21 protein-coding genes are annotated in these 25706 nt (G+C 46.3%); 7 read left to right on the forward strand and 14 right to left on the reverse strand.

The annotated features are described in order from the left end of the window. The first annotated feature begins 109 nt into the window (after positions 1-109). Positions 110-3541: a PAS-domain containing protein gene (locus R7P69_RS21685; RefSeq protein ID WP_054577283.1), complete on the forward strand. Its 3432-nt coding sequence runs from the start codon at positions 110-112 to the stop codon at positions 3539-3541. A 91-nt stretch (positions 3542-3632) separates the two neighbouring features. On the opposite strand, the gene R7P69_RS21690 is transcribed toward R7P69_RS21685, so the two are convergent. From R7P69_RS21690 to R7P69_RS21710, 5 genes are all read right to left on the reverse strand, one after another. Further along, complete coding sequence (locus R7P69_RS21690) at positions 3633-5018, reverse strand: class II fumarate hydratase (protein WP_238952141.1); 1386 nt, start codon at positions 5016-5018, stop codon at positions 3633-3635. Positions 5019-5035: 17 nt separating this feature from the next. After that, complete coding sequence (locus R7P69_RS21695; protein ID WP_005382370.1) at positions 5036-5413, reverse strand: hypothetical protein; 378 nt, start codon at positions 5411-5413, stop codon at positions 5036-5038. Between the two features lie 199 nt (positions 5414-5612). Then, positions 5613-6095 carry a hypothetical protein gene (locus R7P69_RS21700; RefSeq protein ID WP_005382371.1) on the reverse strand — a complete coding sequence of 161 codons (483 nt, stop codon included), beginning with the start codon at positions 6093-6095 and terminating at the stop codon, positions 5613-5615. A 108-nt stretch (positions 6096-6203) separates the two neighbouring features. Further along, on the reverse strand, positions 6204-7931 hold the full coding sequence (locus R7P69_RS21705; protein WP_005382372.1) for a sodium:solute symporter family protein: 1728 nt from the start codon (positions 7929-7931) through the stop codon (positions 6204-6206). 12 nt (positions 7932-7943) lie between these two features. Then, a complete protein-coding gene (locus R7P69_RS21710; protein ID WP_005382373.1) occupies positions 7944-8207 on the reverse strand; it encodes a DUF4212 domain-containing protein in 264 nt (87 codons plus the stop codon). A gap of 520 nt (positions 8208-8727) precedes the next feature. Here R7P69_RS21710 and R7P69_RS21715 point away from each other — a divergent pair. Next, positions 8728-10479 carry a potassium/proton antiporter gene (locus R7P69_RS21715; protein ID WP_005382374.1) on the forward strand — a complete coding sequence of 584 codons (1752 nt, stop codon included), beginning with the start codon at positions 8728-8730 and terminating at the stop codon, positions 10477-10479. On the opposite strand, the gene R7P69_RS21720 is transcribed toward R7P69_RS21715, so the two are convergent. The 4 genes from R7P69_RS21720 to aspA form a co-directional block, all read right to left on the reverse strand. Further along, the gene (locus tag R7P69_RS21720; RefSeq protein WP_005382375.1) at positions 10476-11105 is read right to left on the reverse strand and encodes a response regulator; all 630 of its coding nucleotides are present in this window, start codon (positions 11103-11105) and stop codon (positions 10476-10478) included. The genes R7P69_RS21715 and R7P69_RS21720 overlap by 4 nt on opposite strands. Positions 11106-11299: 194 nt before the next feature. Continuing rightward, a complete protein-coding gene (locus R7P69_RS21725; protein ID WP_149192318.1) occupies positions 11300-13132 on the reverse strand; it encodes a protein-disulfide reductase DsbD in 1833 nt (610 codons plus the stop codon). A 161-nt stretch (positions 13133-13293) separates the two neighbouring features. Further along, complete coding sequence (locus tag R7P69_RS21730) at positions 13294-14601, reverse strand: anaerobic C4-dicarboxylate transporter (protein ID WP_005382378.1); 1308 nt, start codon at positions 14599-14601, stop codon at positions 13294-13296. Positions 14602-14777: 176 nt separating this feature from the next. Beyond that, the gene (gene aspA, locus R7P69_RS21735) at positions 14778-16229 is read right to left on the reverse strand and encodes an aspartate ammonia-lyase (protein WP_005382379.1); all 1452 of its coding nucleotides are present in this window, start codon (positions 16227-16229) and stop codon (positions 14778-14780) included. 430 nt (positions 16230-16659) lie between these two features. On the opposite strand from aspA, the gene R7P69_RS21740 reads away from it, so the two are divergent. After that, complete coding sequence (locus R7P69_RS21740) at positions 16660-17178, forward strand: FxsA family protein (RefSeq protein WP_005386383.1); 519 nt, start codon at positions 16660-16662, stop codon at positions 17176-17178. Between the two features lie 70 nt (positions 17179-17248). On the opposite strand, the gene trmL is transcribed toward R7P69_RS21740, so the two are convergent. The 4 genes from trmL to R7P69_RS21760 all read right to left on the reverse strand — a co-directional run bounded on the left by trmL (position 17249) and on the right by R7P69_RS21760 (position 20731). Further along, positions 17249-17728 (reverse strand): tRNA (uridine(34)/cytosine(34)/5-carboxymethylaminomethyluridine(34)-2'-O)-methyltransferase TrmL, encoded by a 480-nt coding sequence (gene trmL, locus R7P69_RS21745; protein WP_318121690.1) that lies wholly within the window; start codon positions 17726-17728, stop codon positions 17249-17251. 136 nt (positions 17729-17864) lie between these two features. Beyond that, positions 17865-18473: a superoxide dismutase gene (locus tag R7P69_RS21750; RefSeq protein ID WP_005382382.1), complete on the reverse strand. Its 609-nt coding sequence runs from the start codon at positions 18471-18473 to the stop codon at positions 17865-17867. A 174-nt stretch (positions 18474-18647) separates the two neighbouring features. Beyond that, the gene (gene cpxA, locus R7P69_RS21755) at positions 18648-20042 is read right to left on the reverse strand and encodes an envelope stress sensor histidine kinase CpxA (protein ID WP_005382383.1); all 1395 of its coding nucleotides are present in this window, start codon (positions 20040-20042) and stop codon (positions 18648-18650) included. Further along, complete coding sequence (locus R7P69_RS21760) at positions 20042-20731, reverse strand: response regulator (protein WP_005382384.1); 690 nt, start codon at positions 20729-20731, stop codon at positions 20042-20044. The genes cpxA and R7P69_RS21760 overlap by 1 nt, the downstream gene beginning before the upstream one ends. 190 nt (positions 20732-20921) lie before the next feature. On the opposite strand from R7P69_RS21760, the gene R7P69_RS21765 reads away from it, so the two are divergent. The 3 genes from R7P69_RS21765 (at position 20922) to pfkA (ending at position 23700) form a co-directional block, all read left to right on the forward strand. Beyond that, the gene (locus R7P69_RS21765; RefSeq protein ID WP_005386388.1) at positions 20922-21434 is read left to right on the forward strand and encodes a CpxP family protein; all 513 of its coding nucleotides are present in this window, start codon (positions 20922-20924) and stop codon (positions 21432-21434) included. A 111-nt stretch (positions 21435-21545) separates the two neighbouring features. Continuing rightward, positions 21546-22454, forward strand: a complete 909-nt coding sequence (gene fieF / locus R7P69_RS21770; RefSeq protein WP_031781038.1) for a CDF family cation-efflux transporter FieF — start codon at positions 21546-21548, stop codon at positions 22452-22454. 283 nt (positions 22455-22737) lie between these two features. Continuing rightward, positions 22738-23700, forward strand: a complete 963-nt coding sequence (gene pfkA / locus R7P69_RS21775) for a 6-phosphofructokinase (RefSeq protein WP_005381521.1) — start codon at positions 22738-22740, stop codon at positions 23698-23700. Positions 23701-23790: 90 nt separating this feature from the next. Here pfkA and R7P69_RS21780 read toward each other — a convergent pair whose 3' ends face one another. After that, positions 23791-25173, reverse strand: coding sequence for an MATE family efflux transporter (locus R7P69_RS21780; protein ID WP_213968949.1), 1383 nt, complete (start codon positions 25171-25173; stop codon positions 23791-23793). Between the two features lie 240 nt (positions 25174-25413). Here R7P69_RS21780 and R7P69_RS21785 point away from each other — a divergent pair, with 240 nt between their 5' ends. After that, positions 25414-25704, forward strand: coding sequence for a co-chaperone GroES (locus R7P69_RS21785; RefSeq protein ID WP_005381516.1), 291 nt, complete (start codon positions 25414-25416; stop codon positions 25702-25704). Positions 25705-25706: the final 2 nt, after the last annotated feature.

Consider the following 25706-nt stretch of genomic DNA (forward strand, 5'->3'; position numbering starts at 1 on the left):
AGCTTTGTCTCCGTTATCAAAGCAGTGTTAAATGAAACCTCTCCCTCATGGAGAGGTTTTTTTATTCTCTTGCTTTAAAAGTAGCAAGAAAGGCAAGAAAGGATATCGGATGCAAGGATGGCTGGTGGTTCCCGTTTCTTTAGCGTATTTGGGAGCTTTATTTATCATCGCGTGGTACGGCGACATTCAGAAAAGGTGGCTAGCGCGCTGGCGGCCTTGGATTTATAGCCTTTCCATTGCGGTGTACTGTACATCGTGGACCTTCTACGGCACGGTCGGGCAGGCCAGCAGTAATCCTTGGTCTTTCTTGCCCATTTATATTGCTCCCATTTTAGTGTTTACCATCGGATGGCGCGTTTTAGCTCGGCTTATTTTGATTGCTAAACGGGAACACATCACGTCGATTGCTGACTTTATCGGAGCACGCTACGGTAAATCCCAAGGTTTGGCCGTGGTTGTTACGCTCATAGCGGTTGCGGGAATTTTGCCGTACATCGCTTTACAGCTGCGTGGTATCACTATGGGGCTTGAAATCATTGCTCCGGAGCTAGCTACTGATTTTGGTTATCAAAACGATAGCGTGTCGTGGTTTGTTGTGGTCGCATTGGCGATTTTTACGATGCTATTCGGTACCCGCCACATTGATAACACGGAACACCATCGTGGGATGATGATGGCAATTGCCTTCGAATCCATTATCAAACTGCTGGCTTTTTTAGTGGTTGGTGTTTTCATTGTTTGGTTGGCGATGAACACCGAGAATTTGAGCTTAATTGATGTTGCCGCGCAGACGTATCAGTCACCAAATATCCCGACTATATTGATTCATACTGTACTGACCATGCTGGCGATAGTTTGCCTTCCGCGACAATTCCATACGATGGTGGTAGAAAATGAACGTGCTCAAGATTTGCATGTGGCTCGTTGGTTGTTCCCCATTTATCTGATCTTAATGGGGATTTTTGTCTTACCTATTGCGTGGGTAGGGCAAGGTCTCTTGAGTGGCGCTTCGCCTGATACTTATGTCATCAGTGTGCCGATGTCGGTAGGGGCGAGTGAAATCGCCTTGCTTGCGTTTTTAGGCGGTACTTCAGCGGCAAGTGGCATGGTTATCGTATCGACGATTGCCTTAGCGATCATGGTCTCGAATGACTTGGTTATGCCATTGCTATTGCGTCGCATGCGACTGACGCAGCGTAACCATCACCATTTTTCTGAATTATTACTGCGGATCCGCCGTGGTTTGATATTAGTTTTGTTGATTGGCGCGTGGTGTTTCTATCAAGCGTTGGACACTATTCATTCACTTTCTGCTATCGGCTTTCTCTCGTTCGCGGCTATCACGCAATTCGCTCCTGCGCTGGTTGGCGGTATGTATTGGCGTCAAGGGAATAAGAAAGGTGTGTATGTTGGCCTCGCGGTGGGTTTTGCTACCTGGTTGATTACGTTAATGAGCCAAACAGACATGCTTGCCGGAGACGCCAGTAATAACTTCCTGATCTGGTTGATTACGCCACCAGAGGTATTGGCTAGCTTTGATATCGCGATTTCAGATTGGGGGATGATCCTCAGCGTGGTCGCTAATGCAGTGTGTTTTGTTGTGGTTTCTATGGCTACCCGACCAAGCCTAAGTGAGCGCTTACAATCGGCATCATTCGTTGGTACACCGTTGCCTGAAAGCGAAAATATGAGTCTGTACCAGAGCCGCGTTACGGTTGCAGAACTGGAAATGCTAGCGTCCAGATTTGTAGGACGAACGCGAGTTAAAGCGGCGTTTCAAGCCTACTGGAGCCAACAACGAGAAGAGTTAATGCCGAATCAGCAAGCGCCATCTTCTCTGATTCGGCATACGGAGCGTGTGCTGGCAGGGGTATTTGGTGCATCTTCTGCTAAGTTAGTGCTTACTTCCGCTCTGCAAGGAAGAAACATGCAGCTTGAAGAGGTGGCGACTATCGTCGATGAAGCCTCTGAACTGTACGATTTTAGTCGGGGTTTACTCCAAGGCGCGATTGAGCATATTGGACAAGGTATTGCGGTCGTCGATAAGCAACTACGCTTGGTAGCGTGGAACCAACGCTATTTAGAACTCTTTGAATTTCCGCCAGGCCTGATTCAAGTAGGTCGACCGATTGCGGATGTGATTCGGCACAATGCAGAGCAGGGGTTGTGTGGCCCTGGTGACCCTGATGACCACGTCCGTCGCCGTGTTTATCACCTTGAGCAAGGGACTCGGCACACCTCTTCTCGGGTTCGTCCCGATGGTCGCGTGATAGAGGTGCAAGGTAACCCAATGCCAGGTGGTGGCTTTGTGATGAGCTTTACCGACATCACCGTATTCCGTGATGCAGAGCAAGCACTGAAAGACGCCAACGAGACATTGGAAGAAAGGGTACGTCTGCGGACTCGAGAATTAGAACAACTCAACAAGCAGCTGGTGGAAGCGACGCAGCGCTCTGATTTGGAATCGAAGTCCAAATCACGGTTCTTGGCGGCAGTAAGCCATGACTTGATGCAACCGCTCAACGCGGCGCGTCTATTCGCATCTTCACTATCGGAAGTCGCCAAAGACAGCGAAGCCAAAAAGCTGTCAGCACACATTGAAAGTGCTTTAGAGGCTGCCGAAGACTTAATTGGAGATTTGCTGGATATCTCGCGTTTGGAATCGGGCAAGTTGGAAGTCAACGTGCATGGCTTTGCGTTAAATGATGTGTTATCGAATTTGAATGCTGAGTTTAGTGCGTTAGCCAAACAGCAAGGTATAGAGTTCACCATGATTCCGTCCTCACTCATGGTTAAGTCGGATCCCAAACTGCTGCGCCGTGTGGTGCAAAACTTCCTGACCAATGCGTTTCGTTATAACCCGAATGGCAAAGTCGCACTCGGTGTTCGCCGCGTGAAAGGGCGAGTGCGTATTGATGTATGGGATAATGGAGTGGGGATTGAAGAAGAGAAGCAGCAAGAGATTTTTGAAGAGTTTAATCGCGGAACTCAAGTTCGTTCCGACCAAGGTCTCGGACTTGGTTTGGCGATTTCGAAAGGAATTGCTCAGGTACTTGGGCATGAAATTTCGATGCGCTCTTGGGTTGGAAAAGGCAGTGTTTTTTCCATCACCCTAGATAAAGCTGATCATGTTCAGCCTCATCCAGTTCACGTGGCAATGAGTAAGCAATCTGAACTTGGTCATCTGAGAATCCTATGTGTCGATAATGAGCCTGACATTCTAGTCGGCATGGAAAACTTACTTTCCCGATGGGGCTGCGATACACGAGTTGCGATTGATTTAGTTGAAAGTCTACAAGCGCTTGAGGATGGTTGGATTCCGGATGTAATTTTCTCCGATTACCGACTTGATGATGGTCGTACTGGTTTAGAAGTGCTACAGCAATGCCGCCTGAGATTAGGCCACAGCTTTGAAGGCGTCATCATCAGTGCAGATCGTACCGATGATATGCTTGATGGCATCAAAGCAAATGGGTTCAGCTTTATTGCTAAGCCAGTTAAGCCGCTTAAGCTGCGTTCGGTGCTCAATCGAGTCGCTTAGGATTGGAGTGTTTGAAAAATCGCTATAAAAAGAGACCTCCGAATGGAGGTCTCGATGTTTGTAATCTTAGTTGATAGGCTGAGTTTGCCGCTTATTCTGCGACGCCGCCTTGAGTCAGTTTGGCTGGATTAAGCAATCGCTCTAGTGTGGCTCTATCCAAATCAGTTTCTTCTTCCGCGACATCAATAATCGCGCGTCCCTGTTTGTAGGCTTTTTTCGCGACTTCTGCCGCTTTTAGGTAACCAATGACCGGGTTGAGAGCCGTGACCAAAATAGGGTTTTTGGCGAGTGCTACATCCAAGTTATCTTGGCGAACTTCAAACGTCGCAATGGCTTTGTCAGCTAAAGCGGTTGCGCTGTTAGAGAGTAACTCGATGCTCTCCAATACGTTATGAGCAATAACTGGCAGCATGACGTTAAGCTGGAAGTTGCCCGCTTGGCCTGCGACGGTAATGGTGGTGTCATTACCAATGACTTGCGCTGATGCCATAGCTGCGGCTTCTGGGATCACAGGATTTACTTTGCCAGGCATGATGGAAGAACCCGGTTGCAAGCCTTGTAATTCAATCTCACCTAAACCAGCCAATGGGCCTGAATTCATCCAACGAAGATCATTTGCGATCTTCATGATCGCAACTGCTGCTGTTTTGAGCTGTCCCGACAGAGCGACGATCGCATCTTGACTGCTTAAATTGAAAAAGAAGTTATCACTGGCCGTGAACTGAATACGAGTTGACTGGGTTAGGTTGCTAGCGAATAAGTCTGCAAAGCGTGGATCGGCATTGATCCCCGTTCCAACTGCCGTACCACCTTGGGCTAAGGCTTTTACAGCAGGAAGAGCTTGTTCAATCGCTTGTTTTGCATGCTCGATTTGGAACTGCCAACCGCCAAGTTCTTGAGCAAAGGTAATTGGCATCGCATCCATTAAGTGGGTGCGACCGGTTTTTACAACATCTTTCAATGCTTGTTGCTTAGACTCTAGTGTTTGGCTTAGGTGTGACAGGGCCGGGAAGAGCTGTTTTTCAATGGCTAATGCTGCGCTAACTTGAATGGCCGTCGGTACCACATCGTTGCTGCTTTGTCCTATGTTGACGTGATCATTAGGGCTGACAGTGCCGCCTAGATGCTGGGAGGCCAGTGTTGCAATTACTTCATTCGCATTCATATTTGAGCTAGTGCCAGATCCCGTTTGGAACACGTCAATTGGGAATTGCTCAATATGATTGCCTTCGATAATTGCTTGAGCTGCGTCAGCAATCGCGTTGGCAATATCTCCCTCAAGCAGCCCTAGCTGTGCGTTGGTGAGTGCCGCAGTCTGCTTGATGTGTGCTAACGCTTTGATAAAACCAGATGGCATTTTATGTTGACTGAATGAGAAGTTATCGACGGCGCGTTGAGTCTGGGCTTGGTAGAGAGCATCTGCAGGGACCGTTACTTCGCCCATACTGTCAGTTTCTATGCGGAATTCGGTGCTCATGGTAGGGATCCTTTTGGTTAATCGAGTGAGATTTGAATCAGGCGTAATTGTTGTTGTAGTGCGAGAAATTTCACGTCGCCTTGTTCAAACTGGTAGTAATAGCGTTTGAGGCAAAATAATGGCGTATGGATAGAATCGAGACAGACACGACGGAAGATACGACTGCGAGTTGAGTCTTGAATTGCGTCTAGTAAATGGAAATAAACCTGACGTAAAAACAGCTCACACAACAATAGATTTTCTTCATCGGCATCGTGTTCATAACAAGAAGACAACACCATTCCCCAATGAATATAGTCATGAATCACGTCTGGCTCAAAGCCATGTGGTGCGGCGAGAAGGAATCTATCTTGGGCTTTAAAAAATGCGTTAAAGATGTCCCGTTTGTTGTCCATAACCACCTCTCATTAAATGTAATGATAATTATTATCAATTAAGTTGTGGGTTGGCAACCCTTTTTAGAGTAAGAGGTTGTTGAAGAAAGACTTACGGAAACAAAAGCCGACGCAAAGGCGTCGGCTGAGTAGGAATTCATTTATGCTGAGTGAAACTAAGTCGCTGTCGTTTGAATACCGGTGAATTAGCTTGTCGCCGTTATTCAGTAAATAAGGTTTCGTACTTCACAAATGCGGTTTGCGTTTCACCATAATACAGTGTGCCGCCTGATTGAATGACGACTCTTAACCAGCTTTCTGCAGATGCAGGCTTTGGTAAGGTGATGTACCAGCTTTGGCCTGCTTGATCGGCGGGCTTCATATCAATCGGTTGAGCGTTTTTCTCTTTGTCACTCACAATAGAAACTTTAACACCTTCGAGTGGGTAAGCGGCGTTGAGTGACAATTCTAAGTTATTTTTAGTGAGTTTTTCCGAGCGAAATTTCACTTTAAAATCGCCATTTTCCATATCACACAGACCACTGGTGTAACGACAATTAGACTTACTCGCGAGTTTGTAAGTTTCCCCTTCTTGCGCCGCGTGGGGCTTCTCGCTGAGGGCCATATCGGTACCGAAGTAAGCGATCAAAGAGAGAACTGGCGCAATCAGTAGAGCGAGAATAAAGTGCTTGTTTTTGAACATCTTGGCTTCCTTGCAACGACATACTGCGAATATGGTAACTGAAAAGTGAGAATAAAAAAGCCCCGGACGGCTGGTTCCAAACGGGGCTTTTGTGGTTTTGATTAGTTTTTAGTGATCCACTGCACTACCAGCACCTACTGGCACGCGAACGTGTTCGACTAGGTCTTTTACTTCTTGTGGCGTTTCTGCTGTTACTTTGGAGACAGCGAATGCGACGATGAAGTTAAATAGTGCGCCAATAGCACCAAACGCGTTTGGCTCAATACCCAGGAACCAGTTTGTTCCCCAGCTTTCTAGATATTTCCAATCAGCAACGAAAAGGATGCCTTTGTGTTGGAATACGTAGAACAGCGTAATACTGATACCCGCAATCATACCGGCGATTGCGCCTTCTTTGTTGATGCTCTTGCTGAAGATGCCCATCATCAATGCAGGGAAGATGGATGAAGCGGCAAGACCAAAGGCGAGTGCTACCGTACCTGCGGCAAATCCAGGCGGATTTAAACCGAGATAGCCTGCGGCTGCTATCGCTACTGCCATTGATATTCGACTAGCAAGTAGCTCTTTTTTCTCGGATATGTTCGGATTGATAACCCCTTTGATTAAGTCATGGGAAATAGCTGAAGAAATGGCGAGTAGTAAACCTGCTGCGGTAGATAGTGCAGCTGCAAGACCACCTGCTGCCACAAGTGCGATCACCCAGTTTGGTAGTTTAGCGATCTCTGGGTTAGCCAATACCATGATGTCGTTATCAACGCGCAGTTCGTTGGTGGACGCATCTGAAGTGTATTGGATATTGCCATCGCCATTTTTATCGTCAAAACCGAGTAGTCCAGTTGTTTCCCAGTTTTTGAACCACGCAGGACGCTCGTCATACGCTAGGTGCTGACCCGGAGCTGGATTTACCGTATTCATTAGGTTGAGACGAGCCATCGCTGATACCGCTGGTGCAGTAGTGTAAAGGATTGCGATGAAGATCAGAGCCCAGCCTGCTGATGTACGTGCGTCGCGAACCTTCGGCACGGTAAAGAAACGGATAATTACGTGTGGTAGACCGGCAGTACCAATCATCAGTGACATGGTGTAGACAAACATATTAAGTGTGTCGCCACGTACTTGGGTCGTGTATTCACTGAATCCGAGTTCGGTCACCACTTGGTCAAGCCGATCGAGTAGATAGACATCGGTACCAGCCATGGTACTCCCTAGACCAATTTGTGGGATTGGGTTACCAGTGAGTTGCAGAGAGATAAAGATTGCAGGGATAGTGTAAGCAAGAATGAGTACGCAATATTGAGCAATCTGCGTGTAAGTGATGCCTTTCATGCCGCCAAGAACCGCGTACATGAAAACGATACACATACCAATTAATAGGCCAGTGGAGTAATCCACTTCTAAGAAGCGACCAAACGCAACGCCCACGCCTTTCATCTGACCGATAACATAAGTCACTGATGCGATGATAAGACAAACAACCGCTACGATACGTGCTGTGTTGGAGTAAAAGCGTTCACCAACAAACTCTGGCACCGTAAACTTACCAAATTTGCGTAGGTAAGGTGCTAGCAACAGCGCAAGCAGAACGTAGCCACCAGTCCAACCCATTAGAAATACTGAGCCGCCATAGCCCATGAAGGCAATTAAGCCTGCCATTGAGATAAACGACGCTGCGGACATCCAATCGGCTGCGGTTGCCATACCGTTTGCAATCGGGTTTACACCGCCACCAGCAACATAAAACTCTTTGGTTGAGCCGGCGCGAGCCCAAATAGCAATCCCGATGTACAGGATGAACGTGGCGCCAACGACCAGGTAGGTAATAGTTTTCAAATCCATCTGAGTGACTCCTTATTCGTCCACGCCGAATTCACGGTCAATTTGGCGCATCTTCCATGCGTAATAGAAAATAATTCCTAGGAACGCATAGATGGAGCCTTGTTGAGCAAACCAGAAACCGAGTTTGTAACCGCCTAGTTGAAATTGATTTAGTACGTCGACAAATAAAATGCCGCAGCCGAAAGACACGACGAACCAGATGACCATTAGGCCGATCATGAGCTTCACGTTTTTGTCCCAATAGGCTTTGGCTCTTTCTTCGCTTTCAAATGCCATTGCCGTCTCCTTACGATTGGTATTGTTGTTAATGAAATGTTTCAATATGTACATTAGCAAGGTGTTGGCAATAACTCTTTTCAACTTTAGTCGGGGTGTTAAAAATGAAGAACCCCCATATTATGGGCTTTTGCAGCGAACAAAGGGGTAAAACGTTATGTTAATAAACTGTTAAGTTAGCCAAAGGTCTAAAGGTTGATTGGATAAACAGGCATGATTAAGACGGGCCATTAATCTTTTCTTCATTGAACTTGGAGATGCTGTGTAAGTATTGGTGGTGATCTTGTGGCTCTTAAAGAGAGAAGGCGTAGATAAGAAAGCTCACAAGTAATTTATTTACATAAAGTTTTCGCATCAAATCACCGTTTTAACGCACAATAAAGTAATATAACTGAGTCATTCTCGTACAACCTCGCATTTTGAGACGGTGTAAAGGGGAGGCAGATTAGGGCATTACCTCATTAACGAAGTAGCCTTGCTCATCACAATTATTATCGTTTTTCATTAAGGGAGGGTGAGAATGGACGCAGACACCATTAACAGTTTTTTTCTAATAGGTGCGTTGTTAATCGCACTTAGCGTTCTTTTAAGCCCAGTGTCTTCTAAGTTGGGAATCCCAATTCTTTTGGTATTTTTAGCCGTTGGAATGCTAGCGGGGGAAGACGGCTTAGGCGGCATTTTATTCGATAACTTTTCGATCGCTTATTTGGTTAGTAACCTCGCATTAGCCATCATTTTGCTTGATGGTGGGATGAGAACGCGGGTCGCCAGCTTTAGGGTTGCGTTATGGCCCTCGGTCTCTTTGGCGACATTTGGCGTTGCGATCACCACCATTTTAACCGGGCTGATGGCAACGTGGTTATTCGACTTAGATTTATTGCAAGGCATATTGGTTGGTGCGATTGTTGGTTCCACCGATGCTGCCGCGGTCTTCTCTCTACTCAAAGGTCGTAGCCTGAACGAACGTGTTGGTTCAACGCTGGAAATTGAATCCGGCACCAATGACCCTATGGCGGTGTTTCTGACCGTAACTCTGATTGCTATTTTAGCGAACCCTGGCGCAGATTTAAGTGCGGGCTTTTTGGCGTTCAGTTTTCTTAAGCAGTTTGGTATCGGCGCGTTACTTGGCTTCGCTGGTGGCTGGATCTTATGGAAAGTTATCAATCGCAATCAATTACCAGATGGGCTGTATTCTATTTTAACGGTCAGTGGTGGCTTGCTTATTTTTGCTTTATCTAACACTTTGGGTGGCAGTGGTATTTTGTCGATTTACCTCGTTGGTCTTTTATTAGGTAACCGTCCAACACGCAGCCGACACTCTATTCTTCATGTTTTAGATGGTATGACGTGGCTAGCTCAAATTGGTATGTTTTTGGTGCTTGGCTTGTTGGTTACACCATCTAATTTACTCTCTATTGCGTTGCCAGGTCTTGCGCTTGCCTTCGGGATGATTTTGTTTGCCCGACCAATCTCAGTTTGGATTGGTTTACTGCCATTCAAGAGTTTCACGCCACGTGAAAAGTGGTTTGTCTCTTGGGTAGGATTGCGTGGCGCTGTACCTATCATCCTCGCGGTATTTCCAATGATGGCAGGATTGCCAGATGCTCAACTGTACTTCAATTTGGCATTCTTTGTTGTAATGGTGTCTTTGATAGTGCAAGGGGGGACGTTGACCAAGGCGATGTCTCTTGCAAAGGTCGAGCTACCTTCTAAGCCTGAGCCAATTTCGCGTACGGGTGTAGAGATTTACCCGACCAGTGAGTGGGAGCTGTTTATCTATAGACTTAAAGCAGATAAATGGTGCATTGGTGAGCCATTACGTAGTCTTTCGATGCCGGAAGGAACGCGTATCGCCGCTGTATTTCGCAGTAAAGAGCTATTGCACCCATCCGGCAGTACGCGTCTTGAGGAAGATGATACCTTGTGTGTATTAGCACAAGAAAAGGATTTAGATGCACTGAGCTTACTGTTTAGTGAAGCCCCAGAGAAAGCGTCGCTAGCGCGATTCTTCGGTGACTTCTTCCTCGATATTGAAGTGAAGCTTGCCGATATTGCCGTGATGTATGGTTTGAATCTGGGGGATGAACCGCTGGATAAAAGTTTGAGAAACCTTGTCGAAGAGCAATTAGGTAGCACGCCAGTATTGGGAGACCATTTCGAGTGGCAAGGTTTGCATTGGATCGTCGCTGATGTTGTTGATCAGCAGGTCACGAAAGTCGGTATCCGATTGCCAAACGAAAAAAGTAAGTCTGACGATAAGACGTCAATCTAGTCGCTCATTTCCGTCAGCATAATCACGGCTTGCGTGCGGTTCTTTACACCGAGCTTACGGAAAATAGCTGTCATGTGCGCTTTTATGGTGGCTTCTGAAACATTCAATTCGTAAGCGATTTGCTTGTTCAGCAAGCCATCGGACAACATTCCCAACACTTTATATTGCTGCGGTGTTAGCGCAGCAATCTTTTCCGCTAAGTCATTACATGCCGCGTTATTGGTGATCAACCCTTCAGGGAAGTATGGGTCGCCATTCAGCACTTGATTGAGCGCGTTCACTAATTCGCGCATGTCGCTGGACTTGGGAATAAAACCAAATGCACCATGGCTTTTCACCTGCGTCACGATCGCCGGCTCTTCACTCGCTGAAACGACGACGATAGGTAAATCTGGATGCTCTGCTCGCAAATGAATCAAGCCAGACATACCATTTGCTCCTGGCATTTTGAGATCCAATAGCACTAAATCTGGCTCTTCCTCTCGCTCCAACAAAGCCAGAAGTGCGTCGAGTGAGTCCGCTTCCAGCAAATTTGCACCACTAATAGCCATGTGGATAGATTGAAACAAGGCATTCCGGAAGAGTGGGTGATCATCTGCAATAATGATGGTGTAGGTCGAATCCATGACGTTAAACACTTTTGACTATTTCGTTAAATTTATTATTGTCCAGCTTTGAGAGAGTGGACAATATTTATTCGCTAAAAGTCTGAACCAAATCGACTTTTATTAGGAAAATTGCATATAAACGCAATGTTCTTATTCAAATCTGAGCAATAAAAAACGCCAGTGGACATCACTGGCGTTTGAATATCTGGTTATCAGAACTGCTTGATATGCTCTAAGAAAGGCTCGGCTTGCATAAAGCCCGTCAAACGAGCGTTTGAAACGTGTTCACCACTGGCATCCCAAAACTCAATTGTTGGTAAACCAAGCACACTCATGTGCTTCAGTAGTTCGATGTCTTGCACTTGGTTTTTGGTCACGTCCGCTTGCAGAAGAACGAAGTCTTGCAGTTTGGCTTCGACGCTTGGGTCATGGAAGGTGTACTTTTCAAACTCTTTACATGCTACACACCAATCGGCGTAGAAATCGAGCATGACGGGTTTACTTGCCGCTTTCGCAAGTGCCAGTTGTTCTTCAAGCTCCGCCACGTTAGCAATGCGAGTAAAGCTAACAGTGGCTTGCTGAGTTTGTGTTGTGCTGTTGCCAAACCAGTAATTTAAGATAGGTTGTGCTGAGGCTAGCAAACCTAAGACGGTGATTATGCCCACGGCACTTTGTTTCCAGCCACCAAACTCTAGACTGTTTTTGATGTGGTATAGCCAACCAAAAGCAGCAATACCCAGTGCTGACCACAGAATCGTTGACCACATTTCTGGCATGATGCGTTCTAGTAAGAAGATAGGTGCGGCAAGCAGAATAAAGCCGAAGAGTGTTTTCACTCGGTCCATCCAACCACCTGCTTTTGGTAGCAGTTTGTTGCCGAAGACCGCAACAAGAATCAGCGGAATACCCATGCCCATCGCCAGCGCGTATAACGCGATACCACCGGTAAGCAAATCGCCGCTTTGTGCAACGTAAAGTAGCGCACCAGACAGAGGCGCTGTGGTACATGGTGAGCACACCAGTCCAGAAATCGCCCCCATAGCGAATACGCCTGCACTGCTGCCGCCTTGTTGTTTGTTGCTGAGGTTGTTTAACCACGTTTGCACGCCACTTGGCAGTTGCAGGTTATAAACACCAAACATAGACAAAGCGAGTGCGATGAACAGTACGCTCAAACCAATCAGCACATAAGGGTGTTGCATTGCCGCTTGGAACTGCATGCCAGCAGACGCGACCACAAGGCCGAGTAGGGTGTAAGTCAGCGCCATGCCTTGCACGTAGACGAATGACAAGCCTAGCGCGCGGCGTTGGCTTAGTTTGCCACTGCCAAGCACTATGCTGGTCAGAATTGGGTACATCGGTAGCACACAAGGTGTAAACGCCAAGCCCACACCAAGCGCCAAGAACAGAAGTGGTGTCCACCAGTTATCAGCAAGGTTGGCTGCAAGGCTATCTTGCTGTGTTACTGGCGCTGATGGTGTGTCACCAGACGTAGATGATTGCGCCGCTGGTGGCGTTGCTGTTGGTGCCTGTTCTGCTTTTGATGCAGTTGTCGCCGTTGTTGAATCTGAGTTCGACGAAGTAAACGCGTTGATAGGAATCACGCGAGTTTCTGGCGGGTAACAGAAGCCTGCTTTCGCACAACCTTGGTATTGCACCACCACGCGCGCACCGTCTTGCCAATCATGCATTGGTACATTAACGAAGAGAGGTTGAGTATAGATATGCACGTCACCAAAGAATTCATCTTTATGCGGTGTGCCGTCTTCCATTTGCAGTTCGCCTAGCGATACTTTCTCACCAGCTACAGACAAGCGCTCTTGATATAGGTAGTACCCGTCACGTACCTGCCAATCGAGCATCAATTTGTCATCTTGCTGGTAGAAGTTAAATGGAAACGCCTGATCAACCGGAACAAAGCTGTCGCTGCTGCTACCAAAACTGTTGTTCTGGCTACTGTTAAACTGGTCTTTGCCAAATAAAGCTAAAGACGGAGTGGAAAAGGTAATGAGCCCTAAGAGTAAAACGGAAAGTAATGCGCGCATAAAAGAGTCAATTCATCTTAGATAATTGCCGTTAGTGTAACTCAATCAGACCCGGAGGCGAGTCAATAAGTTTCATGAAAATGAAGATTTATTGAGCATAAATCAAGACAACAGGCAATAAAAAAGGGAGCCGAAGCTCCCCGAGTAAGACTCTGTTTCTACTAGATCAGTAGACCACCGAATGCGAAGCCAAGTGCTACCGCAGAAGCGATGGTTACCACACCAGGTACAAAGAATGGGTGGTTGAATACGTACTTACCGATACGAGTTGAACCCGTGTCGTCCATCTCAACCGCGGCAAGTAGCGTTGGGTAAGTTGGCAGTACGAATAGCGCACTTACTGCTGCGAAAGATGCAACTGCGGTAAGTGGTGCCACACCGATAGCAAGTGCTGCTGGCATTAGCGCAACCGTGGTTGCACCTTGAGAGTAAAGCAGCATTGAAGCGAAGAATAGAACAAGTGCTAGCATCCATGGGTAGTCTGCTAGTAGCGCACCCGCAACTTCTTTGATGCCGTCAACGTGCGCGTTAACGAACGTAGAACCTAGCCATGCCACACCAAGAACACACACACACGCTGTCATACCAGAGCGGAATGTTGCTGCTGCTGGGATTTTGCCAGCATCGATTTTACAGCTCATTACGATAGCTGCCGCAGCTGCTAGCATTACCGTCATGATAGCTTCGTTACGGCCTAGAGCAGGGTTCTCGATAAGGCCAACAGAGCCAGAAATTGCTGCTGCGTAACACACGACAAATGCGATTGCGCCTAGGAAGATGAATGTCGCTTTCTTCGCTGTTGGTAGGATTTCGCGTTTTGCTTCTGTATTTAGCTTGATTAAGCCTTTTTCTAGACGCTCTTGGTATTCAGCATCGTCTTTTAGCTCACAGCCCATGAAGTTCGCCACGAACGCACCGATCATGCACGCGATGAACGTCGTTGGGATACAGATTGCTAGTAGTGTTAGGTAGTCAACGCCAAATGGGTGCAGCATTGCCGCGAACGCTACAACAGCCGCTGAGATTGGTGATGCGGTGATAGCGATTTGCGATGCTACGACCGCGATAGACAGTGGACGAGAAGGGCGCACGCCTTGGCCTTTCGCTACTTCTGCAATCACTGGCAAAGTAGAGAATGCCGTGTGGCCAGTACCCGCCATTAATGTCATTAGGTAAGTTACGATAGGCGCATAAAAGGTGATGCGCTCAGGATGCTTGCGCAAAAAGTTTTCAGCAACTTGCACCATCCAGTCTAAACCACCAGCTACTTGCATTGCTGCGATAGCGGTGATTACAGACATGATGATCAAAATTACGTCAACGGGAATGTAAGCTTGGCTTGTTGGTACGCCCAAGATCAAAGACAACGCAATGACCCCAGCACCACCGGCAAAACCAATGCCGATACCACCGATTCTTGCCCCCAAATAGATGAAGAGCAGAACCACGAAGAGTTCGACCATGACCATATTGATACCTCTTTAGTTTTTTATTTGATTCTGATTTTTTGAACACTCAGGAACAGGAGTAAATGCTCAGAGAATGAGAACCTAGTGGTTTAGCGGCAATAAAAGCATATAAAAAATGTGGTTAACCGTATGAGAGCCTAAAAAAGGGGCCTGAGTGGCCCCCTTCGGATTCGTTATTACTCGTAACGTTTTGCTTTGTAAGTAGGATGCATGAAGTTTTCTACTGACAAGATTTCATCAAGCTCCTCTGCTGTAAGCAGACCGCGCTCTAGCACGACTTCACGAACACTTTTACCAGTTTCTGCACAAATCTTACCTACGATGTCACCTTCGTGGTGGCCGATGTATGGGTTTAGGTAAGTGACGATACCGATAGAGTTGTAAACGTAGTTTTCGCAAACTTCTTTGTTCACAGTGATGCCGTCGATACATTTATCACGTAAGTTCACACACGCGTTGTGTAGTAGAGAGATAGACTCAAACACGCTTTGTGCGATCACAGGTTCCATTACGTTTAGCTGTAGCTGACCGCCTTCTGCTGCGAAAGAAACCGTGTTGTCGTTACCGAGAACTTTGAAGCAAACTTGGTTTACTACTTCTGGGATAACTGGGTTTACTTTAGCTGGCATGATTGAAGAGCCTGCTTGCATTTCAGGTAGGTTCAATTCATTTAGACCCGCACGAGGACCAGAAGAAAGTAGACGAAGGTCGTTACAGATCTTCGATAGTTTCACTGCTAGACGTTTTAGTGCGCCGTGAGTCATTACGTATGCACCACAGTCAGACGTTGCTTCGATAAGGTCTTCTGCTGCAACAACGTCAAGGCCTGTTACTTCCGCTAGGTGTTTTACTGCAAGCGCTTGGTAGCCAGTTGGTGTATTTAGACCAGTACCGATTGCGGTTGCGCCTAGGTTGATTTCTAGGAGGAGTTTAGATGTGTAATCTAGAGCACGAATCTCTTCGTTTAGTGTTACCGCCCATGCATGGAACTCTTGACCTACTGTCATTGGTACTGCGTCTTGAAGCTGAGTACGGCCCATTTTCAGTACATCTTTAAACTCAACGGCTTTAAGTTCGAATGCGCCTTTTAGGTACTCAATTGCTTCCATTAGCTTGTGTACGCTGTTGTATACCGCAATACGGAAACCTGTTGGGTACGCACAGTTGGTTGATTGGCTCTTGTTTACATGGTCATTTGGGTTAACAAATTCGTATTGGCCTTTCTCTTTACCCATCAACTCAAGCGCAACGTTTGCGATCACTTCGTTCGTGTTCATGTTAACTGAAGTGCCTGCACCGCCTTGGAATACGTCTGATGGGAACTGATCCATACACTTGCCAGTTTCTAGGATCAAATCACACGCTTCGATGATGTAGTTTGCAACGTCTTTTGGAATAGCGCCAAGTTCTTTGTTTGCTAACGCTGCTGCTTTTTTGGTCATTACCATGCCGCGTACAAATTCTGGTACGTCAGAGATGGTCATATTAGAGATGTTGAAGTTCTCGATCGCACGTAGCGTATGAATACCGTAGTACGCATCTGCAGGGACATGACGTTGACCTAATAGATCTTCTTCAATACGAGTGGCTGGGTTTGCTGTTTTTGGAGCATCAGATAGGGTAGCCATAGCAGGATCCTTAGATGATAATTCTGAGAATAAAGTTATTTATTAGCCATTTCTGCAATCTAGAATCCATTCATCAGAATTTTTGGCTGGAAAATCCGTCCTGACTTATGTGGCACATGATACTGCACCTAGCGCATAAAAATAGTAACTAGATCACCTTTTTCGTTTTTCATGAGTCAATAATTTGCAAAGTATGAACGGGTTATTAATAACCCTTTATGGGTACTCGATTTTCCTCGACAAACATGAGTTTTTAGAGTTCGAAATTAGCACTTTAAAGCACGAAAAAATCGGTATGCAATTGAATGAAACGCGCTCCCGCTACTTTGTCTAAAAAAGAAGGAGACCAGTATGAACACGCTTTTTTACAACGATTCGTTTGAGCTTAGTCTGCTTTTACCATTACACTGAATTAAACAAAGGAGGGCGTGTGTTTCCTATCTTATTATTAGCGTTTATTTTTGTTCCGATCATTGAAATCGGCTTATTTATTCAGGTGGGCGGTTTTTTAGGTTTATGGCCGACCATTGCACTAGTCTTAATCACGGCATTTGTTGGTGCATCGTTGGTTCGTAGCCAAGGTATACAAACACTGATGTCAGTACAGGGGCGTCTTGAACAAGGTGAAATTCCAGCCCAGCAAATTTTTGAAGGCGTAATGCTAGCGGTGGCTGGCGTGCTACTGTTAACCCCGGGCTTTATGACCGATGCCCTTGGTATGTTGGTGTTGCTTCCTGCGCCACGCGCCGCGATAGCTAAATACTTGATGAGCAAAATGGTGGTGAAAACCATGCATGGCGGTGGCTTCCAAGGTGGTTTCTCTAACCAGGGGCCATTTGAGCAAGACCCGTTCCGTCGTGACCCATTTGATTCCCAGTCAGATAATGGCAAGACCTTCGAAGGGGAATACGAGCGTAAAGACGATGATGATCGCAACAAGCTCAACTGATTGAGTTAGTCAGTAAAGAAAACAAAAGGGCGCACCAAGCGCCCTTTTCTGTATTTGGAATTCGTGCTGCTTACAATGCGCCTTCAAAGCCCATTTGACGCCATGCTTCAAAAGCAATGATCGCAACGGCATTCGAAAGGTTTAGGCTGCGTGCGTCCGGCATCATTGGAATGCGAATACGCTGCTCCATTGGCAAGCTATCGATGATTTCAGCAGGCAAACCACGAGTTTCTGGACCAAACATCAAAACATCACCCGTTTGGTATTGTGCATCAACGTGGTGACCTGTGGTTTTGGTGGTGCAGGCAAACAATCGGTAGTTACCGTGCCTCTCTGTCTCTAAATACTCTAAGAACGCTTGATAGTTTTTATGGCGTGTTACGCGAGCTAAATCATGGTAATCCAAACCAGCACGGCGGACTTTTTTCTCTTCAAGATCGAAACCCAGAGGTTCAATTAAGTGAAGGTTTGCACCGCAGTTGGCGCATAGTCGAATGATGTTGCCGGTGTTCGGCGCGATTTCTGGTTCGTATAAAGCGATATCAAACATGGTATTGAAATAGAGTTGGTCAAAGAGAGGGGCAGTATATACCCAAGTCACCGAGATATGCGAGATTCAGCAAGATTGACCTGGGTATGAAAGCAGGCATTAGCGCGGATGTTAATACCGTAAGTAGTGATGCTCTTTATAAGAGAGCGTGAGCATAGTTTTCTTCAACTGCTCGCCAGTTGACGACGTTCCACCACGCATCAATATATTCTGGGCGACGGTTTTGGTAACTGATGTAATACGCGTGCTCCCACACGTCTAATGCGAGGATTGGTTCACCGCGCACATCCACTACATCCATCAGAGGGTTGTCTTGATTACTGGTGGACGTAATGTGAATCTCACCATCTTTTACGATCAGCCATGCAAAGCCAGACCCAAAGGTATTGATGGCAGCTTGGGCAAACGCCTCTTTAAATTGCGCAAAGCTACCAAATTTATCGTTAATTGCTTGAGCAAGCGCGCCTTGAGGCTCTCCGCCACCGTTTGGTGACATGCAATTCCAATAAATGATGTGGTTGTAATAGCCGCCACCATTATTACGTACTGCTGGACTGAGCTTAGAGATATTGTCAAAGATCTCGTCTAATGACTGAGTTTCGAGCTCGCTCCCTTCAACGGCATTTACAAACTTATCAAAGTACGTCTTGTGGTGTTTGCTGTAATGCACTTCCATGGTTTTCGCGTCGATGTACGGCTCTAGTGAATCGTACGGGTAAGGCAGAGCGGGAAATGTATGTGACATAGTAAATCCTCCTTAATTGGAAAATTCACTTTAATGCTAACGATAATTATTATCAACTTTGATCTTTGTAAGGGTATTCTAAGAAGCCTCACCAATTTCTAAAGTGAGGGTGGGGCTGTTAATCACTCACTCTAGAAATATGGTGCGAATTATTGTTAGTTCATCAAATTGAGACTAACAATTGATCGGTAAGGTGATACTCATACGCAATCCGCCTAAAGGACTTCGGCTGGCTGCGATCGTGCCACTGTGCTGGCGAATGGCACTTTCGGTAATGGTTAGGCCGAGACCTGTGCCGCCAGAGTGGCGATCGCGTGCCGTGGAAACGCGATAGAACGGGCGAAAAATCGCGGCCAGTTCCTCTTCTGGTACACCTTCTCCATTATCGTCAACCGTGATACGAAGCGTATCGTCATCGGCTTTGATGTCGATTTGTACCTCATCTTTTCCGTAGTAAATGGCGTTACGAACGATATTTTCCACCGCACTCATCAGCAGTTTAGGGTTACCGGAAATATTGCGCTTAGGTAATTCTGAATAGTGTAGCTGTTTGCCCATTTGCTCTGCTTCAAACTGCGCATCTTTAATGATTTCTTCCCATAAACTTTCTAGTGGCTGTGTTTCGCGAGTCATATGACTGTTCGCCTGCATGCGAGAAAGCTCTAATAGTTCGCTGATCATCTGTTCCAAGCGCTGCGCTTCGGTATCGATACGAGTCAGTTCTGGGCTTTCGCCTTGTTTACGCGTCGCTAATGCGCTTGCCATGCGCAGACGAGTTAAAGGTGAGCGCAGCTCGTGAGAGATATCGGATAGCAAACGTTGTTGTCCTGAAATCATTTGATTAACCGCTTCGACCATCTGGTTGAAGCTGCTGCCTGCTTGACGAAATTCCGCCGTACCTTTTTCTAAATTTGGGTCTGTGACAAATTCACCTTTCGCTACACGTTGAGCAGCGGCTTCAAGACGACGTGCAGGCTGACTCAAAGCCCAAGCAAGCCATAACAGCAATGGTGTACTAACCAACATGACCGCAAGCAAGAGCTGGAATGGGTGATCAAACAGACGCAGGAGTAGAGGTGGTGGCTCATTCCATTTGAAGCCCACGTACATCAAGATATCGGAACCTGCCAAAGTAATAGGAATTGGGCCCGCAATCATGTATCGACCATACAGCTTCTGCTTTGGATTATTGTAATCTTCGATACTGGTGACAAAGTTTTGCATGGCACGCAATTGAAAATTGCTGCGTTTTTCTGTCGTAAGAACATTACCGCTGTAGTCAGAAAAAAAGACTCGTGGGCGAGGGTCGTGCTTGCCGTGACGGTTGCCCTCGATACGAAAAAGTATGCGGCCTAAATCTGTTTGCTGGCTGTATTTTTGTTGGATTGAGTCACGCGTTTCTACCATACGTTTGTAGTGTTCTTCTGGAATATCGCGAGCTTTGCGTGGGTCCAAATGTGGCAGTGATAGCACGGCTATCAATACTAATAACATGGTGAACCAAAAAATGGCAAAGATGCGTCCATACAGGCTATTGATGTTTGGCAGTTTGATGCGTGATAGGCGCATTAATCCTCCTCAAGCAGCATGTAGCCACGACCACGCAGGGTTTTGATTCGCGGCTTGCCATTGCTTTGATCTGGTAATTTTTTACGTAAGTTCGAGACATGCATATCGATAGCGCGATCAAAAGCAGCGAGTCGTTTACCAAGCACATCTAAGCTCAGTGTCTCTTTGGTCAGCACTTGTCCTGGGTTTTGTACGAAGTGGGTGAGTAGCGCAAACTCGGTTGCTGTGAGATCGAGTAACTGTTGCTCACAATACGCTTCTTGCTTACCGGGATAGAGGCGGATTTCTTGATACTCAATGCAATCGCTGTTTTTGGTATTTTTTTGTGTGCTGCTAGTGCGGCGTAAAATCGCGCGGATACGCGCTAACAGCTCTCGGTCACTAAAAGGTTTTGGTAAATAGTCGTCCGCGCCCAGTTCCAAGCCGATCACGCGATCAATTTCTTCCCCTTTAGCGGTCAGCATCAAGACGGGAGTTTCCCAATTTTCACGTAAGCGTTTCAGCGTTTCCATGCCATTGAGTTTTGGCATCATGACATCCAACAAAATCAAATCAATCTTATCATTGATCGCGGCTAAGCCGGCTTCACCGTCATTTGCTTCGCTGACGTCAAACCCTTCGAAACTGAGTACTTCTTTTAATAAGCTGGTTAGCTCGATATCGTCATCGATTAAAAGAATGTTTGCCATGGGGGCACCTATAGTAAGTTACCGATAGCCTAATATTACATTGGAATGATGCGCAACGAAGAGGAGAAAAATCACTCTTTACGATTCTTTACGCTCCCTATACGTCGCTTTACCTAGCGGGTCGTATTCTATACTCAAGCGCTGTGAGAACAGCTCAGAAGAACCACTCACCTGTGTAAGGAATCGTATTATGAAGTCTGCAAAAAAACTTGTGTTAGCTGCTGTTGTTCTACCTCTTACTCTTGGCGCCGCAAGCGCATTCGCTTACGGTGGTAAAAACCATCATAAAGGTCCTCGTGACGAATGCGGCATGGGTATGGACCGAGGTGTCATGCGTCAACTAGACCTGACTGATGCACAAAAAGATCAGCTAAAAGAAATGCGTGAAGCAAACAAAGCAGAAATGAAAGCAAAATTCGCTGATGGCAAAGAAGCACGTATGGCTGAGCGTCAAGCGCATCACGCAAAAGTACAATCGCTTTTGCTGGCGGATAACTTTGATGAAGCTCAAGCTAGCGAATTAGCAAAAGAGATGGTTGAGCGCCAAACGGAACGTCGCGTGCAAATGCTAGAAAGAAAGCACCAAATGCTTAGCGTATTAACACCTGAGCAGAAAGCGAAATTTGTTGAGCTACAAAATGAACGTATGCAAGAGTGTGGCGACAGAATGCACAAGCGCATGGAAAAGTCGCGCAATAATTAAGTCATGAATTGATGTTATATAAAGAGGCAGCCATTGGTTGCCTCTTTTTGATCTGGTTATTTCATGGTCATTCAATATACTCAACGTATGGTTTTAGTTAACTCTTTGATTATGAAACAGCAATACGCACGTTTAGTTACGACCGCCGCTTGGACTGCAACCATTGTGGCGACGCTTCTTCTGATAGTAAAAGTCATCACGTGGTGGGTAACCGGCTCAGTGAGCTTATTGGCGTCATTGATTGACTCCATGTTAGATATCGCGGCTTCGGTTGTGAATCTTGTGGTGGTTCGTTACGCCTTACAACCGGCAGACCGCGAACATACGTTTGGACATGGTAAAGCTGAGTCCTTAGCGGCCCTAGCCCAAGCAATGTTTATTTCGGGCTCGGCAGTATTTTTGATTCTTAACGGGATTGACCGATTTTTCCGCCCACATGCTTTACACGCACCGGAGTTAGGTGTGTATGTATCGCTGTTTGCGATTGTGGTCACACTTGGCTTGGTGATGTTCCAAAAACATGTGGTTCGCGTGACGGGGAGCCAAGCAATAGCGGCGGATTCTCTGCATTATCAGACTGACTTGTATATGAATGCTGCGATCATGGTTGCTCTGGGGCTCAGTTATTTTGGAGTGACTCAAGCGGATGCTGTGTTTGCGATTGGTATTGGTGTCTTCATTCTTTATAGCGCTTTCAAAATGGTCAGCGAAGCGATTCAAACCTTACTTGATAGAAAGTTGCCCGATGAAGAACTTGAGCAAATTAACCAAGCTTGTTTGAGCGTAAAAGGGGTATTGGGTGTGCATCAGTTACGCACGCGAATGTCCGGACCGACGCGCTTTATACAGTTGCATTTAGAGCTAGACGATAACTTACGATTAATTGAGGCGCATTACATCGCTGATAAAGTGGAAGATAATTTATTGGCTCTTTTTCCTGATGCGGACGTATTGATCCATCAAGATCCATTGTCTGTCGTTTTCGGACCAGAGAAAGAGCAAAAAGCGCAACATTGGTAGGCTTGAAAAATCCATCAGTGCCCGACGACAAACAGGTACTTATTGACTATCTTTCCATCAATACTTATTAAGATTCGTGATCCTGATATGAATCAACAAAGTTTCATAGAGAAACTGTAATACTCTTACATAAGTAGAAAAGTTACATAAAAAAGTGCGTTTTCATTGGTAATCCTGTAGAGGAAATGTAACATAACGCACAGTTCTGGATTATGCAGGTTGCTTGGTAACAAGGGGCCTAAAAGAAAATTAAATAATTGATTGCCAAAGATCGAGGGTGAGCATGATTAAGAAGATCGGTGTTTTAACAAGTGGCGGTGACGCACCTGGTATGAACGCTGCGATACGCGGCGTAGTACGTACAGCACTATCCGAAGGATTGGAAGTATTCGGTGTGTACGACGGCTACCTAGGCCTATACGAAGGCCGCATCGAGAAGCTAGATCGTTCTAGCGTTTCAGATGTGATCAACAAAGGTGGTACGTTCCTAGGTTCTGCACGTTTCCCTGAATTTAAACAAGTGGAAGTTCGTGAAAAAGCGATTGAGAACCTGAAAAAACATGGTATCGATGCACTAGTGGTAATCGGTGGTGATGGTTCGTACATGGGTGCGAAGAAACTGACTGAAATGGGTTACCCATGTATCGGTCTTCCGGGCACAATCGACAACGATATCGCAGGTACGGATTACACTGTGGGCTACCTAAGTGCACTAAACACCGTTATCGATGCAATCGACCGTCTACGTGATACTTCTTCATCTCACCAACGCATTTCAATTGTAGAAATCATGGGCCGTCACTGTGGTGATTTGACTCTGATGTCTGCAATTGCGGGCGGTTGTGAATACATCATCACTCCGGAAACTGGTCTAGACAAAGACAAGCTGATCAGCAACATCCAAGATGGTATCGCTAAAGGTAAGAAACACGCGATCATCGCGCTTACTGAGCTAATGATGGATGCTAATGAACTAGCACGTGACATCGAAGCCGCGACAGGTCGTGAAACTCGTGCAACAGTACTTGGTCACATCCAACGTGGTGGTCGTCCAACTGCATTTGACCGCGTACTAGCATCTCGTATGGGTAACTACGCTGTTCACCTATTGATCGAAGGTCATGGTGGTCGTTGTGTAGGTATCGTGAAAGAGCAACTTGTTCACCACGATATCATCGACGCAATCGAAAACATGAAGCGTCCAGTACGCAACGATCTATACAAAGTTGCTGAAGAGTTGTTCTAAGCAAGCTTGAAATAGATAAACAAAACCGCGGCTTTCCGCGGTTTTTTTGTATTTGAGAATCAACAAAAAGAAACTAGTGATAGACGAGTGTTAAGACACGCTGCTCTGCTCTATGAGCGTTAATTTTCGCTCGCGCAGCGCAAACAAGTAGCCCAGTAGCCCACCCAACGTATTTCCAACCGCGATACCGATAAACAAGCCTTCAATGCTGTAGATTTGGCTCCCGATCCACGCCGATGGCAAGGTAAAAATGAACAGCCGCATAAAGCTCCACTGGAATGCACGCAATGGCTTGTGCATCGCATTCAAACCACTGACTAACATCATTACGATGCCTTGGAAGCCATAACTAAATGGCACCACCAGTAAATAATGCCAAAGCAGGTTTTTCACCGCATCTTCCTGAGAAAATAGCGCAGCCAGAGGAATGCTCAGCGGTACCATCATCAAGAAGATAAACCCTTGGAATACCACTGCAAAACGCATGCTAATAAATAAACCGGAAAAGGCTCGTTGCGGTTGTTTGGCTCCTAAATTTTGTGCCATAAACGGTGTGAGGGCAGAGGTCAGCGACATCAATACTAAAATCAATATAGACTCAATACGCTGCGCTGCGCCGTAAGCAGCAACCGCCGCTGTACCATGGTTGGATAACAGCATCATCAGAATGGCACCGGACAACGGATTCATCGCGTTTGATAGCGCAGCAGGGGTACCAATTTTTAGTGTCTGTTGCCAGTCTTGTTTCAGCAAAGCCCATTGGGGTTGAGCAAGCAATTTTTCCCGTTTAATTAGCACATAGAATGAGCCACACAAAGCACCTAACCAGCTAAAGGCACTTGCTATGGCTGCGCCTTGAATGCCAAGTTCCGGAAAAGGGCCATAACCGAAAATCAACAATGGGTCGAGCATGCCATTAATCAAACCAGCCAACATCATGACTTTTGCTGGTGTTTTTGTGTCGCCAGTAGCTCGGATAGCACTGTTGCCCGCCATTGGGATCACTAGCAGAGGAATGGTGAGATACCAGACCTGCATATATTGCTCAATAAGAGGGATGAGATCATCAGACGCACCAAGAAAACGAAACAATGGCGCAATGGTGGTAAAGCCAATAGAAGACGCGATAGCCACAAGTAACACGGCTAACAACAAACCGTGGGTGGTGAACCGAGCAGCTTGTGGTGCATGACCTTGCCCAAGCAAGCGACCAATATTGGTCGATAGTCCCATCCCAATCCCCATCGTAATGCAGTTAACCGCAAAGGTTACAGGGAAGGTATAGCTGATAGCTGCTAGCGCTTGAGTGCCAAGCAACGAGATAAAAAACGTGTCCACCAAGTTAAACATCAAAATTGCGATCATGCCCATGGTCATGGGTACGGTCATTTTCCGCAGCGTTTCAGGAATGGGTGCGGTCAACAAACCATGCTTATCGTTCGCTTGGGGTTCCAGCTTGTTATTTTCCTGCATGTGTGACAACTATCTGGTGAGCAAACTGCAAGGATACAAGAAAGCGAGATGCCGAGCGAGTGAGCATTTCTAACGCAAACCGTTGCCTAGTTGTTCGTTATTTTAACTAAGTCACAAAAATTTTGTGCCACCCCCTTGGGATCGCTGCTTCGACCCCTTATATAGGGATCACGTGTCTGGGGCTACAGTCCCTAAGGACAATTATCAAATAAACATGGAAATTTTCAGGAGAGACGACCGATGAACATTCGTCCATTACATGACCGAGTTATCGTTGAACGTAAAGAAGTTGAATCTAAGTCTGCTGGTGGCATCGTTCTGACTGGTTCTGCTGCAGAAAAATCGACTCGCGGTGTTGTTCTAGCTGTGGGTAAAGGCCGCATCCTAGAAAACGGCACCGTACTGCCACTAGACGTTAAAGTCGGTGATACCGTTATCTTCGCTGAAGGTTACGGTACAAAAACTGAAAAAATCGACGGTAAAGAAGTGCTTGTCATGTCTGAAAACGACATCATGGCGATCGTTGAATAATA

It is taken from the genome of Vibrio sp. 661 (assembly GCF_033339315.1).
Taxonomy (GTDB): domain Bacteria; phylum Pseudomonadota; class Gammaproteobacteria; order Enterobacterales; family Vibrionaceae; genus Vibrio; species Vibrio alginolyticus.

Excerpts from the sequence above, each read along its gene's own strand:
- R7P69_RS21760 (WP_005382384.1), bottom strand. The coding sequence starts at position 20,731 with ATGGCAAACATTCTTTTAATCGATGACGATATCGAGCTAACCAGCTTA.
- R7P69_RS21780 (WP_213968949.1), bottom strand. The coding sequence starts at position 25,173 with ATGCAGGAAAATAACAAGCTGGAACCCCAAGCGAACGATAAGCATGGT.
- R7P69_RS21685 (WP_054577283.1), top strand. The coding sequence starts at position 110 with ATGCAAGGATGGCTGGTGGTTCCCGTTTCTTTAGCGTATTTGGGAGCT.
- R7P69_RS21765 (WP_005386388.1), top strand. The coding sequence starts at position 20,922 with ATGAAGTCTGCAAAAAAACTTGTGTTAGCTGCTGTTGTTCTACCTCTT.
- aspA (WP_005382379.1), bottom strand. The coding sequence starts at position 16,229 with ATGGCTACCCTATCTGATGCTCCAAAAACAGCAAACCCAGCCACTCGT.
- trmL (WP_318121690.1), bottom strand. The coding sequence starts at position 17,728 with ATGTTTGATATCGCTTTATACGAACCAGAAATCGCGCCGAACACCGGC.
- R7P69_RS21700 (WP_005382371.1), bottom strand. The coding sequence starts at position 6,095 with ATGTTCAAAAACAAGCACTTTATTCTCGCTCTACTGATTGCGCCAGTT.
- fieF (WP_031781038.1), top strand. The coding sequence starts at position 21,546 with ATGAAACAGCAATACGCACGTTTAGTTACGACCGCCGCTTGGACTGCA.
- R7P69_RS21785 (WP_005381516.1), top strand. The coding sequence starts at position 25,414 with ATGAACATTCGTCCATTACATGACCGAGTTATCGTTGAACGTAAAGAA.
- R7P69_RS21720 (WP_005382375.1), bottom strand. The coding sequence starts at position 11,105 with ATGGATTCGACCTACACCATCATTATTGCAGATGATCACCCACTCTTC.
- R7P69_RS21705 (WP_005382372.1), bottom strand. The coding sequence starts at position 7,931 with ATGGATTTGAAAACTATTACCTACCTGGTCGTTGGCGCCACGTTCATC.
- R7P69_RS21750 (WP_005382382.1), bottom strand. The coding sequence starts at position 18,473 with ATGTCACATACATTTCCCGCTCTGCCTTACCCGTACGATTCACTAGAG.
- R7P69_RS21715 (WP_005382374.1), top strand. The coding sequence starts at position 8,728 with ATGGACGCAGACACCATTAACAGTTTTTTTCTAATAGGTGCGTTGTTA.
- R7P69_RS21725 (WP_149192318.1), bottom strand. The coding sequence starts at position 13,132 with ATGCGCGCATTACTTTCCGTTTTACTCTTAGGGCTCATTACCTTTTCC.
- cpxA (WP_005382383.1), bottom strand. The coding sequence starts at position 20,042 with ATGCGCCTATCACGCATCAAACTGCCAAACATCAATAGCCTGTATGGA.
- R7P69_RS21695 (WP_005382370.1), bottom strand. The coding sequence starts at position 5,413 with ATGGACAACAAACGGGACATCTTTAACGCATTTTTTAAAGCCCAAGAT.
- R7P69_RS21710 (WP_005382373.1), bottom strand. The coding sequence starts at position 8,207 with ATGGCATTTGAAAGCGAAGAAAGAGCCAAAGCCTATTGGGACAAAAAC.
- R7P69_RS21690 (WP_238952141.1), bottom strand. The coding sequence starts at position 5,018 with ATGAGCACCGAATTCCGCATAGAAACTGACAGTATGGGCGAAGTAACG.
- R7P69_RS21730 (WP_005382378.1), bottom strand. The coding sequence starts at position 14,601 with ATGGTCATGGTCGAACTCTTCGTGGTTCTGCTCTTCATCTATTTGGGG.
- pfkA (WP_005381521.1), top strand. The coding sequence starts at position 22,738 with ATGATTAAGAAGATCGGTGTTTTAACAAGTGGCGGTGACGCACCTGGT.